The sequence below is a fragment of the Herbaspirillum chlorophenolicum genome, from assembly GCF_001189955.1.
GTDB lineage: Bacteria > Pseudomonadota > Gammaproteobacteria > Burkholderiales > Burkholderiaceae_D > Herbaspirillum > Herbaspirillum chlorophenolicum.
Map to the genome: position 1 here is coordinate 40,362 of NZ_LFLT01000022.1, position 12,880 is coordinate 53,241.

The window sequence follows — 12,880 nt, forward strand, 5'->3', positions numbered from 1 at the left end:
TCGCACCGAAAAACGCGACTCGTATTTTCGAGCGACAAGTTTATTTATTCTTTTTTTCAGTGCATGGCAGTCTGGGCAGGCTACCGGTCGATCGATGGCCGCTCTTGAAGAATGACTGTCAGGAAGTGCGCCTCAGCGTGAGGGCCGCTTGCCATTCCACAGCTTGACCGCCAGCGCCACCCAGACCAGCAGGAACAAGGTATTGCATGGCAGCCAGATCATCTGGGTCCAGACATAGTCGCTGACCCAACGCGATACCGTCTCGCGGCAGCCGCAATACTGGTCGGCATACAGCAGCTCTCCCGATTCGCGCGCCGATGCGTATTGTGCCCATAAAAAGGCCATCATGAGCGGAATCATGACAACGCCGAAGGTGCACCATCGCCTGGTTTTTCGCTGCCGCCGGCACCAGTCCGTGCCGCGTGACAGGACTTGCCCTTCCGGTTCGCACGGAGGCATGCCTGGCGCGCCCCCGCATCCGCTCATCGCATCGCTGTGCATTGTTTCCCCTTGCACTTGCATGTGTTTTACGCCCCTGGATCACCGCACGGCCGCCTGCAAGACGCCCTCCGCCGCACATGGCAATCGTCCGCCAGCCGCCCTTGCGGGAAGCCGGTGTTTTACTTGAATCTGGATGAACGCATCGGATAGGTGGGACGCTTGCTCACGCAAGCGCGTCCGGGCGGGCTGAGCCGGGGAAAAACCTCGGCTCGCATTTCAGCAGGACCGGCAGGTGGAACGAAAATTCCACGCCTGGTCACTGAAAACGGCTATTCAAGCATCAAATCAAGCCATCCAAATGAATGGCCATCGTTTGCTTTCGCCATAGAACACTTGCCCAGAACCAATACGATACGTTTCGTCTCGGATTCTAGGTGCAAATTATCTTATGCTCAACAAAATTTACGATTGTTAGCTCGAATATTTACTCAGTCCTGTGATGACTCTGTGATGGGATGCTCAAGGGCGATACTGCTAAGCACCAGCTTCAATTGCGCATTGACCTGGCGCTCATCGATGTCGGCACTGCCGGTAAGAAGCCGCTGCAACAAGGGGGCGTACAGCAGATCGAATACCAGGTTCAGGTCGAAATCCTCCCTGAACTCGCCGCGTTGGGCGCCGCGGCGCAGTGCCTCCACCAGCGCCGAACGGCGCGGTTTCAGATAGCTGTCATTGAAGATGCGCATGGTGTCATCATCGAACTGCGCCAGCGCGATCATCTCCCGCACCACACGCCCGCTCTTGCCGCGAAACAGCTGCGCCAGGCCGGTGATGTGGTCTTCGATGTCCTTGCGGGCGCAGCCGCTGTCGCCGATCGACGGCATCGGCTCGACCGCACGCAGCAGCGCTTCCATCGCCAGCGCGCTCTTGTTGGGCCACCAGCGATAAATGGTCGCCTTGCCCACGCCTGCGCGCGTCGCCACACCTTCCAGCGACAGCTTGTCAAAGCCGATCTCCTCAAGCATCACATAGGTGGCGTCGAGGATGGCGTCGTGGCTGACCGCGTTTCTGCGGCGGCCTGTGGCCGGATCGGAAATGAAGGTGAGAGAAATGATGTGCTCCAATGACAATTGCAGGTAATCCGTGTTGTATAACGGCATGCCTTGCGACAACTTGAGCACTTTTGTCAGCAAAAAACAGGAAATTGCGACAACAAACCCGGAGGAGGTTTGCGAGGCGCCGTCCCAAAAATGGACGGCAGCCGCATCTTAAAATATTTAATCAAACAAAATCAAATACTTAAGATAAATATTTAAGACAAAACATTAAATTTAGTTCCGACCGACCTCGACTATCTCAACGACAGAAAGATTCCCGTGATTTCAATTTTCGGCAGTCGCACCATCCAGCAACCGCCCCGTACGACTCAAGCGCGGCAGGTAACCGCGCTCCGAATCCAGTGAAAACGCAATGCGACGGGTGCGTCCCATCAGTTCGTCGCGGCCGAAGAAACCGTAATAGCGCGAGTCGGCACTGTTATCCCGGTTGTCGCCCAGCATCAGGTAATGGTCGGCCGGCACCACTACCGGCCCATAGCTGCTGCGCAGGCTGGGATGCGACTCCGACAGGCGCACCAGATGGGACATGTCGCCCAGGCGTTCATCGCGATAGGCGGCCTCGTCGATACCATCCCCCGCTTGCGCCTTCACTGCGGCACGGCGGTAGCTGGCGGCCTGGCCATTGATATAGAGGACGTTGTCGCGCAGCTCGACCACGTCGCCAGGCAGGCCGATTACCCGCTTCAGCAGCAGTTCGCCCGCCTCTTTCGAATCGACGGTCACGATATCGCCGCGCTTGGGTTCGCCCAGGCGGGCGATGCGGAGATGCGTCAGCGGCACGCGCAGGTCATAGGCCATCTTGTCGACCAGGATGCGGTCGCCAACCAGCACCGTCGGCAGCATCGAACCGCTGGGCACCACGTTGTAGTCGGCGATGGCGCTGCGGAACACCACCATCAGCGCCATGAACACCAGCACGCCCTTGTACTCGCCCAGCAGGCTCTTGATCGGTTTCATGGGATTTTCCTTCTCGATTGGCAATGGATTGGATATGGGAATCACAATGCGGCAGGGGGCGGCCCGGTTGACCGCCAGCTCAGCCACATGACACCCGTTATCCTATCGTTTTCAGCGCCACTCTGCCGGTACCGAGCGCAATGGCGAAGCCGGAAGATCCCAGCGCATGGGCACGCCGGCGATCGACAACGGCGCACGCAAGCGGCGCGCCGAGCCCCAGACTGTATTTTCCTCGGCAGTTCCCAGATCGCCTGGCTGCTCGGCCTCGAAGGCCGCTTCGACGCCCTCAGGACGATGCGATGCCAACAGTTGCGCCGTACGCGCCAGCGACAAGCGATATTCGCCGCCCTGCCCGGTCTGCTGCCGGCGCACCAGGCCGCGCAGTGCCGATGCAGCCATCAGGTAGCCGGTGGCATGGTCCAGCGCCTGCACCGGCAACGGAGCTGGCTTGTCGCGGCCCAGCAGGCGCATGCCGGCATCGGCGATACCCGAACTCATTTGCACCAGGCTGTCGAAACCACGCCGGCCGGCCCAGGGGCCGCTCCAGCCATAGGCATCCAGTGCCACATCCACCAGCGCCGCATTGAGCTGGCGCCGACGCGCCGTCCCCAGCCCCAGGTGTTCCAGCGCTTGCGGGCGGTAGCCATGCACCAGCACATCGGCTTGGGACAGCAGATGCTCCATCGTGCGCCTGCCATCCGGCTGGCTCAGGTCGAGATGGGCACAGCGTTTGCCCAGCGTCATCTCCGGCACCAGGCCAGGCTCATCCCAGGAGGATGGATCGATACGCAATACCTGGGCGCCGAAAGCCGCAAGGAAGCGCGTGGCAGTCGGCCCGGCCAATACCCGGGTCAAGTCCAGCACCCGAACACCCGCCAGCGGTCGTGCCGGATCGACGGGCGTGGTGCGCCGCCAGGCGGCATCGAAAGCCTGGTATCCGAGCAGCGGTTCGGCGGCGACCGCCATCCCTTGTGGGTGGACGGCCCATTGGGACTGGCTGCGCATCTCCGCCGCACACCCGTTGTTATCCACGATAGCGGCCTCCAGTTCGCCGGCCTTCCAGCGGGCCACGGCTTCGGCCACCTGTTCTCGCGGCGCTTGCTGCGCATCCAGCCCCAGGACCTGCAAGGCTGCGGCCCGGTGATGCGGCGCATTGGTATGCAGCCGGATCCAGCCGTCAGCGCTGCGGTAATCGCCCGCCACCGAATCCCACAAGGCCGGCGGCGTCCAGCCCTGGGCCCGCAGCGAGCTGGAAAACCACATCGATGCCAGCCGCCGGTCGCACTCCACCGAAGGCAATGGGACGCCCGCGGCTTCGGCCAGTTCAGCGACTGCCAATCCGGCAGCAGCTACCGAGGCTTGCGCCAGGTCGCTAGTGGCAAACACCGAGGGCAAGGCGCCGTTACCAGTCAGGCGCACATTGGACAGCACGGCCTGCGGGCCACCCAGTGCAGCCCATATCTCGGCCAGCATGGATGTGGCCACCGGTGGTGCCGTTGTCGTGGCAAGAGATTGCGAGGGCATGGCGAACTCCTTCTGGTCATTGGCGGGATATCAGGATGGTGGCAGCTTAATCCACCCGGACACCCTGTCAATCACCAACATCCAGGCGCTCCACGGGACTTGCATTCATTGCCGGTCAAGCCAGGCATCCCGATGGACTCAAATTGCAACGCCAGGAGCGCCAAAATTTGTAAATAAGAATTATTCCTAATATAATCGCCAGATATCAATCCGTCGCCCAACCCGCGGCGGATTTGCATCCGGGTCCAGCTTCTTCTGCCACGATTACCGGTCGATTCGCGTTCGCTCGATTCATTTTTCCAGTTTCGTTCGTCTCGTCCAGTCCCCAGTCTGACAGTATCGTGGCTTATTCCAGCAATCCGCCCTTGGGCGACTCCCTTGAGAAGGTCTACAGCAGCCATCACAACTGGCTGTACAGCTGGCTATGGCGCAAGCTGGGCTCGCGCGAGGATGCCGCCGAACTGGCGCAAGACACCTTCCTGCGCCTGCTTTCCTGCAAACCGGCAGAAACCCTGCAAGAACCCCGCGCTTATTTACGTACTGTCGCCCACGGCCTGATGGTCAACCACTGGCGCCGGCTGGAACTGGAGCGCGCCTACCTCGACGCGCTGGCCGTCCATCCGGAACTGGAAGAACCCTCGCCCGAACAGCGTGCCCTGGTGCTGGAAACCCTGATCCGCATCGACGCCATGCTGGACAAATTGCCGCCCAAGGTGCGCCAGGCTTTCCTGCTGTCGCAACTGGACGGCCTTACCTATGTGCAGATCGCCGCCGAACTGGGCGTCTCCGATCGCATGGTCAAAAAATATATGGCGCAGGCCATGCTGCAATGCATGCTCCTGCTCGACCACTAAGATTACTCCTTCCCGCCAGCCATTCGCCATGCAGGACAACCTACAGTTTCATCGCCCACCAGAAAACCTCCCGCCGCTGCAGCCGGGTGAAGCCCAACCGTCATTTTCCGATCTGCAGCAGGCCGCCGAATGGTTCGCCGTGCTGCGGGACGAAGATGCAGGCGAAGCCGCACGCCGGCGCTGGCGCCAATGGCTGGAAGAAGATGGCGGCCATCGCGCCGCATGGCAGCGGGTGGAAACGGTCAACGCCGAATTCGGCGTCATGCCGGAAGCGTTAACGCACCGCGTATTGAGCCAGAGCGGACTGCGCCGCCGCAAGGCGATCAAGACCCTGGCCTGGCTTGCCGCCGGCGTCACCGTCGCCGGCGGCCTGGGCAGTTCGCGCGAGGTGCGTGACTACGTGGCGGCGCTCAATGCGCAATACCGCACCGGCGTGGGCCAGACCAGCCGCCAGCAACTGGCCGACGGCTCCATCCTCTGGCTCAATACCGCCAGCGCTGCCGATGCTGAATTCAGCGACGTGCTGCGCCGCGTGGTGCTGCACCGTGGCGAGATCATGATCCAGACCGCCCACGACAACCGCCAGCCTGCACGCCCACTGGTGGTCGACGTCGCCGCGGGCCGCATGCAGGCGCTGGGCACCCGCTTCCTGGTTCGGCTGGAAGGCAACGGCACGATGCTGACGGTGCTGGAAGGCAGGGTCATGGTCACCCCCTCCGGCAAAGGCACACCACAACTGGTCGAGGCCGGCTCGCGCGTGCATTTCGACGAAGACCGCGTTGAAGCCCCGGCCCCGTCCGACGAAAGCATGGCCGCATGGTCGCGCCAGCTGCTCATGCCCGACGGCATGCGCCTGGATGAATTCATCGCTGAACTGGGCCGCTACCGGCGCGGCTATCTGGGCTGTGCGCCGGAAGTGGCGTCGCTGCGGCTGGTCGGCGTCTACCCGCTCAACGACATTGACCGGATTCTCAACACGCTGGAAGCGACCCTGCCGGTCAAGGTGCGCCGCATCCTGCCCTGGTGGGTAACAGTGGAAGCAGCGGCCCCAGACCGTCATCCGGAATAAAGATGCCTGAACGTTTTCCCCCAATTTTTTATCGATAGCGGTTCCCTTTTTTGAATTTCGCTTGGCAATGGATATATCAGACCAACGAATTCAAGAAAGTCCACCCATGCGCCACGCTTCCTTGTTGTCCGCCTCCGCCGTACAGCCCCGTCTTCGCACTCTGGCCCTGGCGGTCCATCTGGCCGCCCTGTCCCTGCCTTTGCTGGCGGTTCCCGCTCATGCACAGCAAGTCCAGGCCACCCGCAGCTACAGCATCGCGGCCGGACCGTTGGGCCAGGCCCTGCGCCAATTTGCCTCCGAGGCGGGAATCCTGCTCTCGGCAGATGCCCGCTTGACCCAGGGCAAGGCTTCTCCCGGACTGCAAGGCAGTGCCTCGGTCGAGCAAGGCCTGGAACGCCTGCTGGCCGGCAGCGGCCTATCGGCGGTGCGCCAGCCTGATGGCGGCTTCGTGGTGATCAATGCCGGCACCACCAGCGCCAGCGCCGATGGCCAATTGCCGCAGATCGCCGTGGTCGGCGCCGCCTCCGGCGAAGCCGACGGCAGCTACCGCGCCGTCCCCAACGCCAGCACCCTGCGCGGCAACGCCCCCATGCTGGACGTGCCGCAGATCGTCAACGTCGTCCCCGCCCAGGCGCTCAAAGACCAGCGCCCGCGCAACCTGGACGATGCGCTTGCCGGCGTAAGCGGCCTTACCCAAGGCAACACGCTGGCCGGCACCCAGGACACCATCATGAAACGCGGCTTCGGCGGCAACCGCGACGGTTCCGTGATGCGCAACGGCATGCCGATGGTGCAGGGCCGCGCCTTCAATGCCACCGCCGAAAGCGTGGAAGTGCTCAAGGGCCCTGCCTCGCTGCTCTACGGCCTGATGGACCCGGGCGGCGTGATCAACATCGTCACCAAGAAACCGCAGCTGCAGCAGCGCAACGAAATCTCCTTCGCCGGCTCCACCTACGGCAACGGCAAGAACGGCGGCCAGCTCACGCTCGACACCACCGGACCGATCGGCGACACCGGCCTGGCCTACCGCCTGATCGTCGACCGCACCGACCAGAACTACTGGCGCAATTTCGGCCAGATCCAGCAGACCGTGGTCGCCCCATCGCTGGCCTGGTACGGCAGCGATACCCAGGTGGTGTTCTCGATGGAGCAGCGCGAATTCCTCTATCCCTTCGACCGCGGCACCGCGATCGACCCGCGTACCAACCGGCCGCTGGCGATCCCCGCCGAACGGCGGCTGGACGAACCCGGCAACGACATGAAGGGCAGCAGCGAGACCGCCCAGCTGACTGTCGACCACCAGATCAACCAGGACTGGAAGGCCCACGTCGGCCTGAGCTACAACCGCGAAGTCTATGACGCCCGCCAGTTGCGCGTGACCGGCATCAACACGAGCACCGGCACCATTACCCGCAGCAACGACGGCACCAAAGGCGCACTGTCCACCGACAACTACGCCATCGCCTACCTCGACGGCAAGCTGAACCTGGGCGGAATGCGCCACGACCTGCAACTGGGCACCGACATCGAATATCGCAAGATCTATCGTGCCGACTTGCTGCGCGGCGTGGGTACCAATACCTTCAACTATCTCAACCCGGTCTATGGGGCGACGTTGCCGGCCAGCGTCGTATCGGCCGCCGACAGCAACCAAACCGACCTGCTGCACAACAAATCGGTATTCGTGCAGGATGCGTTGCACCTGGGTGACCGCTGGATCCTGGTCACCGGCCTGCGTTACCAGGACTACAGCCAGCTGGCCGGCAAAGGCCGTCCATTCAAGGCCAATACCGATCTCTCGGGCGATAAATGGCTGCCGCGCGCCGGCCTGATCTACAAGGTGGATGAAGCGGTCTCGTTATACGCCAGCTATACCAAATCGCTCAAGCCCACCTCCTCGATCGCCGCGCTGACCGGCGGCACGGTGATTACCTCGACCGTTGCGCCCGAACAGGCGACCTCGTGGGAAGGCGGCGTCAAATATGACAGCCCGAACGGCCTGTCCGGCACGCTGGCGGTGTTCGACATCAAGAAAAAGAACGTGCTGGTATCGCAATTCAATGCCGCCACCAACCTGACCGAATGGCGTACCTCGGGCGCGGCGCGCTCGCGCGGCATCGAGCTGGATGTCACCGGCCAACTGACCAAGCGCCTGTCGATGATCGGCAGCTATGCATGGATCGACGCCAAGACCACCGAGGACCCTCTGTACGCCGGCCTGCGCCTGTGGAACGTAGCCAAGCAGACCGCCGCACTGACGCTGGCCTATGACGTTGGTCCCATCGTCGGCGGCGACAAGCTGCGCGTGGGCGGCGGCGCGCACTATGTCGCCAAGCGGGCTGGCGACTCGGCCAACAGCTTCATGCTGCCGTCTTACACCGTGGCCGACACCTTTGCCACCTACGACACCACGATCGGCGGCCGTGCAGTCAAGTTCCAGTTCAATATCAAGAACCTGTTCAACAAGACTTACTACACCTCCAGCGCCAACCAGTACTTCGTCTCCATGGGCGACGCCCGCCAATTCTCGCTGCTGACTTCACTGGAGTTCTGAACATGTCCCGCCATTGCAAGAGCACTGCCGCTGCCGCACTGGCCGCCGCCCTGTTCGCAGGTACCGCCCACGGCGCTGCACCGGAAATGCCGCAGGCCGCCATCCGCAGCGACGTGCTGCCCGGCAGCGGCCACAGCTGGGGTTTCGGCGCGCTCGATCCGACGCGCCCATTCCTGTTCATCGCGCGCCGCGAAAACGGCCTGACCGTGTTCGACACCGCACGCCGCAAGCTGGTGAAAGATATCCCCGGCACGGACGGCGCCAATGCGGTCGCCTTCGCACCGGCGCTGGACCGCGCCTTTGTGGCCTATATGGATGGCGCGCTGGGCATCCTGCGGCTGTCCGACATGGTCCAGCTGCAGCGCATCCCCATCGATGCCGGCAATCTCAATAACGCCGTCTTCGATACCGCCAGCGGCAAACTGATCCTGACCGGCGGCCGGCGGGAGCAGCGCTCGGCCATCTACCAGTTCGATCCGGTGGCCGGCCGCATTACGGCGAAGCGCGAATTCGATGCGCGCAAGTTCGATGCGCCGCTGGGGCTGGCCGACGGCAGCGTACTGGTGCCGCTGCGCGACGAGGGACGCGTCATGCGCATCAGCGCCGCCACGCTGGAACCGCTCCCCGGCTGGTCCGGCAAGCAGTTCAGCGGCTGCGAACACCCCAGCGCGCTGGCTGCGGACGAAAGCCGCAACCGCGTGTTTATCGCCTGCCGCGGCAAGGCGCCGCAACTGACGGTGGCACGCCTGGATGACGGCGCCGCCATCGCCGCCCTGCCGGCCACGCCCGCCATCAATGCCCTGGCCTGGGATGCCGCCCGGCGCGAACTGCTGATCCCCAGCGGCAATGCGGCCAGCCTGTCCATCTTGCAATTGGAAGACGGCAAAGGAGATGAAAAGGCCGGCGAGCATTACCGCATGCTGGGCTATATCGGCACCCGACCATGGGCCCACAACATGGTCTACGACGCCAGCCGCGGGATAGCCCACCTGTTCACCATGGAGTTCACCCAACCGGCGCCGGACGCCGCCGGCGTCAAGCAAGATCCGCAATTCCACGTAGACAGCTTCACGGTCATCAGCATCACGCTCGGCCAGCCATCGCGCTGATCCCGCGCCGCCTCATCCTCAGGCCACACACGGCCGCGGGCAAGGTCTCATGATTTTTACTCATGAGACCTTGCCGATTATCCCGTCTAATCAAGAATACGCCCTGGCACTATCATGCACAGCTACCCGGTGCATCCCCAGTAGCGCGTCAGCCGTTAAAGCTGCGGTTTCTGGCCGCACGGTCTTTTACGTTACAGTTTGCGCCGCCATGCCTTCCATCTTGCCCAGTCCACCCGCCATGCCCTCTGTCTCACCCCAGCCGTCTGCCACCGAAACTCGCCATCAACCCGCTGCCCGCCACAGTTTGGTCACGCTGGGCATCCTCAGTGCGCTGATGGCATTCGCCTCGATTTCCACCGATCTCTACTTGCCCGCACTGCCCGCCATGGGTTTGGCGCTGGGCGCCGGCCACGGTGCAATGGAAGTGACCATTTCCGGTTACCTGATCGGTTTCAGCCTGGGGCAACTGGCGTGGGGACCGCTCGGCGACCGCTACGGCCGGCGCTTGCCGGTGGCGGTGGGCCTGGTGCTGTTCATCATCGGTTCGGCCGGATGCGCACTGGCCGGCAGCGTCGGCGCCATGATCGCCTGGCGCGTGCTGCAGGCTATCGGCGCTTGCGCCAGCGTGGTGCTGGCGCGCGCCATGGTGCGCGACCTCTATGCCGGGCCGCACGCGGCCCGCATGATGTCGACGCTGATGACGGTCATGGCCATTGCGCCGCTGGTCGGCCCCAGCGTAGGTGGCCTGATCCTGCAGGTGGCCTCGTGGCGCGCCATCTTCTGGGCACTGGTGGCGGTCGGCATACTGACCTTGCTGGCACTGCGCCTGCTGCCGGAGACGCTACCGCCGGCACACCGCAACCGCCATGCGCTCGACGGCGTGCTGGCCACCTATTTCAGCCTGCTGCGGCATCGCCGCATGCTGGGCTACATCGGGGCCGGCGGCTTTTTCTATGGCGGGATTTACGCTTACGTCGCCGGCACGCCGTTCGCCTACATCAGCTATCACCACCTGTCGCCGCAGGCTTACGGCTTGCTGTTCGCACTGGGCATCGTCGGCATCATGGCGACCAACCAGATCAACTCCAGGCTGGTAGTGCGTTTGGGCAGCGACCGGCTGCTGCGCATCGGTGCGCTCGGCGCCGCCCTGTCCGGGCTGCTGCTGGCAGTGACGGCACGTTTCGACATCGGCGGCATCGCCGGCCTGGTCGTGCCGCTGTTCCTGTTCGTCTCCGCCAACGGGTTCATCGTCGCCAATGCCATCGCCGGGGCCATGTCGGGCTCCTCGCAACGCGCCGGGGCGGTGTCTGCGCTGGTCGGCGCCACCCAGTACGGCACCGGCATACTCGGATCGGCGCTGGTCGGCATGCTGGCCGACGGCACGCCGTGGCCGATGGGCCTGATCATCGCGGTATGCGGAGTGGGCAGCGCCTTGTCGGCGCTCTCCGTGGCCGACCATGCCGGCGGCGACGCGGCAGAGTCCGGTGCGGGACGCTGATACTGATCATTGGGCAAAGGTGCTCTGCTGCAATACACGCCCAGACCGCCAACTGACAGAATTGTCATATTGACGTCAGCCTGACGTTGATCACATGGGGGTAGATTAGGCACCAGTACCAGCCATGGCCGGCGTCAGCACGCGGGGGCGCGCAACAACGGCCAGCCCGTCACCCGAATATCATCATGTGCCCTATGGTCGTCCCGTTCCGCCGTGCTGCAGCCAGCTCCAGCGCTAGTCATCTCACTCATCCAAACTACAGATCCCCCTTCCGCGCCACCCGGGGAATGACTGCGCTGGCGCTGGCTGTACTGCTGGCCGGTTGCGCCGTCGGGCCCGACTACGTCAGGCCGGCGATGGACCTGCCCCAGGCCTACAAGGAAGACGGCCCCTGGAAGGTGGCCGCGCCCAGCCAGATCGACAGCAACCAGCACTGGTGGGAAGCCTATGGCGACCCCATCCTCAATGACCTGATCGTCCAGGCCAACGCCGCCAACCAGAACATCCGCCAATCCGAAGCGCAATACCGCCAGGCCCAGGCCACCGCGCAGCTCGCGCGCGCCAGCCTGTGGCCCACCATCGGCGCGGCAGCCGGCCCGAGCCGCGCGCAAACCAATACCAGCGGCACGCCACGCCTGGCCGATACCTACAGCGTGGGCCTGAACGCCTCCTGGGAAGCCGACATCTGGGGCGGCATCCGCCGTTCTGTCGAAGCCGGCGATGCCGGTGTCCAGGCCAGCGCCGCCAGCCTGGCCGCCGCGCGCCTGTCGATCCAGGCCACGCTGGCGCAGGATTACCTGCAATTGCGCGTCACCGACCTGCAAAAAGACCTTTACCGTCGCACGGTCGACGCCTACACCCGCTCGCTGGAACTGACCACCCACCAATACGATGCCGGCACCGCGCTGCGTTCCGACGTGGCCCAGGCCGAGACGCAATTGCGCTCGGCCCAGGCCCAGTTGATCGATCTCGACGCCACGCGCAACCAGCTTGAACATGCCATCGCCATCCTGGTCGGCCGCGCGCCCGCCGCATTCACGCTGCCGGCCCTGCCTGCCGCTGCCGGCGACGCCGGTGACAAGGCGATCGACGACAATGCCCAGCGCCTGCAGTCCAGCCTGCCGCAGATCCCGACCGGATTGCCCTCCGACTTGCTGGAGCGCCGCCCCGACATCGCCAACGCCGAACGGCTGGCGGCGGCCGCCAACGCCAACATCGGCGTGGCGCGCGCCGCCTATTTCCCGACCCTGACGCTGTCGGCGTCGGGCGGCTATTCCAGCGTGGCCTTCGCCCAGTTGTTCGACACCCCCAGCCGGGTCTGGTCGCTGGGCGCGGCGCTGGCCGCGACCATTTTCGACGGCGGCGCCCGCAGTGCGCGCAGCGACCAGGCCGTAGCGACGTATGACGCCGCCGTGGCGCAATACAAGCAGACCGTGCTCGGCGGCCTGCAGGAAGTGGAAGACAACCTCTCCAGCCTGCGCGTGCTGGATCAGGAAAGCGCGGTACAGGCGCAAGCCGTCAAGGCCGCGCAACTGGCAGAACGGCTGGCAATGAGCCAGTACCAGGCTGGCACCTTGAACTACCTGTCGGTGGTGACCACCCAGGCGACTTCCCTGACCAACCAGCGCAGCGCCGTCACCTTGCTGGGCCGCCAGCTGGTGGCCAGCGTGGCGCTGATCAAGGCCACCGGTGGCGGCTGGCATGCGGGCCAGCCGGAACCGCAAGCGCAGCCGCTGGCCACGCGCTGAGCCGCTCC

Annotated in this window: 10 protein-coding genes; 6 read left to right on the top strand and 4 right to left on the bottom strand. The window is 64.1% G+C overall.

The annotated features are described in order from the left end of the window. Positions 1 to 132: 132 nt before the first annotated feature. The 4 genes from AKL28_RS14385 to AKL28_RS14400 all read right to left on the bottom strand — a co-directional run bounded on the left by AKL28_RS14385 (position 133) and on the right by AKL28_RS14400 (position 4,040). Positions 133 to 348, bottom strand: coding sequence for a hypothetical protein (locus AKL28_RS14385; RefSeq protein WP_231602439.1), 216 nt, complete (start codon positions 346 to 348; stop codon positions 133 to 135). Between the two features lie 581 nt (positions 349 to 929). Further along, on the bottom strand, positions 930 to 1,601 hold the full coding sequence (locus tag AKL28_RS14390; RefSeq protein WP_082221503.1) for a TetR/AcrR family transcriptional regulator: 672 nt from the start codon (positions 1,599 to 1,601) through the stop codon (positions 930 to 932). Positions 1,602 to 1,823: 222 nt separating this feature from the next. Next, positions 1,824 to 2,516: a signal peptidase I gene (gene lepB / locus AKL28_RS14395; protein WP_050468849.1), complete on the bottom strand. Its 693-nt coding sequence runs from the start codon at positions 2,514 to 2,516 to the stop codon at positions 1,824 to 1,826. A 111-nt stretch (positions 2,517 to 2,627) separates the two neighbouring features. Continuing rightward, on the bottom strand, positions 2,628 to 4,040 hold the full coding sequence (locus tag AKL28_RS14400) for a CoA transferase (protein WP_050468850.1): 1,413 nt from the start codon (positions 4,038 to 4,040) through the stop codon (positions 2,628 to 2,630). 341 nt (positions 4,041 to 4,381) lie between these two features. Here AKL28_RS14400 and AKL28_RS14405 point away from each other — a divergent pair, with 341 nt between their 5' ends. The 6 genes from AKL28_RS14405 (at position 4,382) to AKL28_RS14430 (ending at position 12,872) form a co-directional block, all read left to right on the top strand. Next, on the top strand, positions 4,382 to 4,894 hold the full coding sequence (locus AKL28_RS14405; RefSeq protein WP_050468851.1) for a sigma-70 family RNA polymerase sigma factor: 513 nt from the start codon (positions 4,382 to 4,384) through the stop codon (positions 4,892 to 4,894). Between the two features lie 28 nt (positions 4,895 to 4,922). After that, entirely contained in the window at positions 4,923 to 5,963 is a 1,041-nt protein-coding gene (locus AKL28_RS14410) for a FecR domain-containing protein (RefSeq protein ID WP_050468852.1), read from the top strand. A 106-nt stretch (positions 5,964 to 6,069) separates the two neighbouring features. Further along, positions 6,070 to 8,517 (top strand): TonB-dependent siderophore receptor, encoded by a 2,448-nt coding sequence (locus tag AKL28_RS14415; RefSeq protein WP_050468853.1) that lies wholly within the window; start codon positions 6,070 to 6,072, stop codon positions 8,515 to 8,517. A gap of 2 nt (positions 8,518 to 8,519) precedes the next feature. Beyond that, positions 8,520 to 9,626 carry a YncE family protein gene (locus AKL28_RS14420; protein ID WP_050468854.1) on the top strand — a complete coding sequence of 369 codons (1,107 nt, stop codon included), beginning with the start codon at positions 8,520 to 8,522 and terminating at the stop codon, positions 9,624 to 9,626. A gap of 238 nt (positions 9,627 to 9,864) precedes the next feature. Then, positions 9,865 to 11,124 (top strand): multidrug effflux MFS transporter, encoded by a 1,260-nt coding sequence (locus tag AKL28_RS14425; RefSeq protein ID WP_156226353.1) that lies wholly within the window; start codon positions 9,865 to 9,867, stop codon positions 11,122 to 11,124. Positions 11,125 to 11,411: 287 nt separating this feature from the next. After that, positions 11,412 to 12,872 carry an efflux transporter outer membrane subunit gene (locus AKL28_RS14430; protein WP_050468856.1) on the top strand — a complete coding sequence of 487 codons (1,461 nt, stop codon included), beginning with the start codon at positions 11,412 to 11,414 and terminating at the stop codon, positions 12,870 to 12,872. Positions 12,873 to 12,880 lie beyond the last annotated feature (8 nt).

Excerpts from the sequence above, each read along its gene's own strand:
- AKL28_RS14385 (WP_231602439.1), bottom strand. The coding sequence starts at position 348 with ATGATGGCCTTTTTATGGGCACAATACGCATCGGCGCGCGAATCGGGA.
- AKL28_RS14425 (WP_156226353.1), top strand. The coding sequence starts at position 9,865 with ATGCCCTCTGTCTCACCCCAGCCGTCTGCCACCGAAACTCGCCATCAA.
- AKL28_RS14430 (WP_050468856.1), top strand. The coding sequence starts at position 11,412 with ATGACTGCGCTGGCGCTGGCTGTACTGCTGGCCGGTTGCGCCGTCGGG.
- AKL28_RS14410 (WP_050468852.1), top strand. The coding sequence starts at position 4,923 with ATGCAGGACAACCTACAGTTTCATCGCCCACCAGAAAACCTCCCGCCG.
- AKL28_RS14415 (WP_050468853.1), top strand. The coding sequence starts at position 6,070 with ATGCGCCACGCTTCCTTGTTGTCCGCCTCCGCCGTACAGCCCCGTCTT.
- AKL28_RS14420 (WP_050468854.1), top strand. The coding sequence starts at position 8,520 with ATGTCCCGCCATTGCAAGAGCACTGCCGCTGCCGCACTGGCCGCCGCC.
- AKL28_RS14390 (WP_082221503.1), bottom strand. The coding sequence starts at position 1,601 with ATGCCGTTATACAACACGGATTACCTGCAATTGTCATTGGAGCACATC.
- AKL28_RS14400 (WP_050468850.1), bottom strand. The coding sequence starts at position 4,040 with ATGCCCTCGCAATCTCTTGCCACGACAACGGCACCACCGGTGGCCACA.
- lepB (WP_050468849.1), bottom strand. The coding sequence starts at position 2,516 with ATGAAACCGATCAAGAGCCTGCTGGGCGAGTACAAGGGCGTGCTGGTG.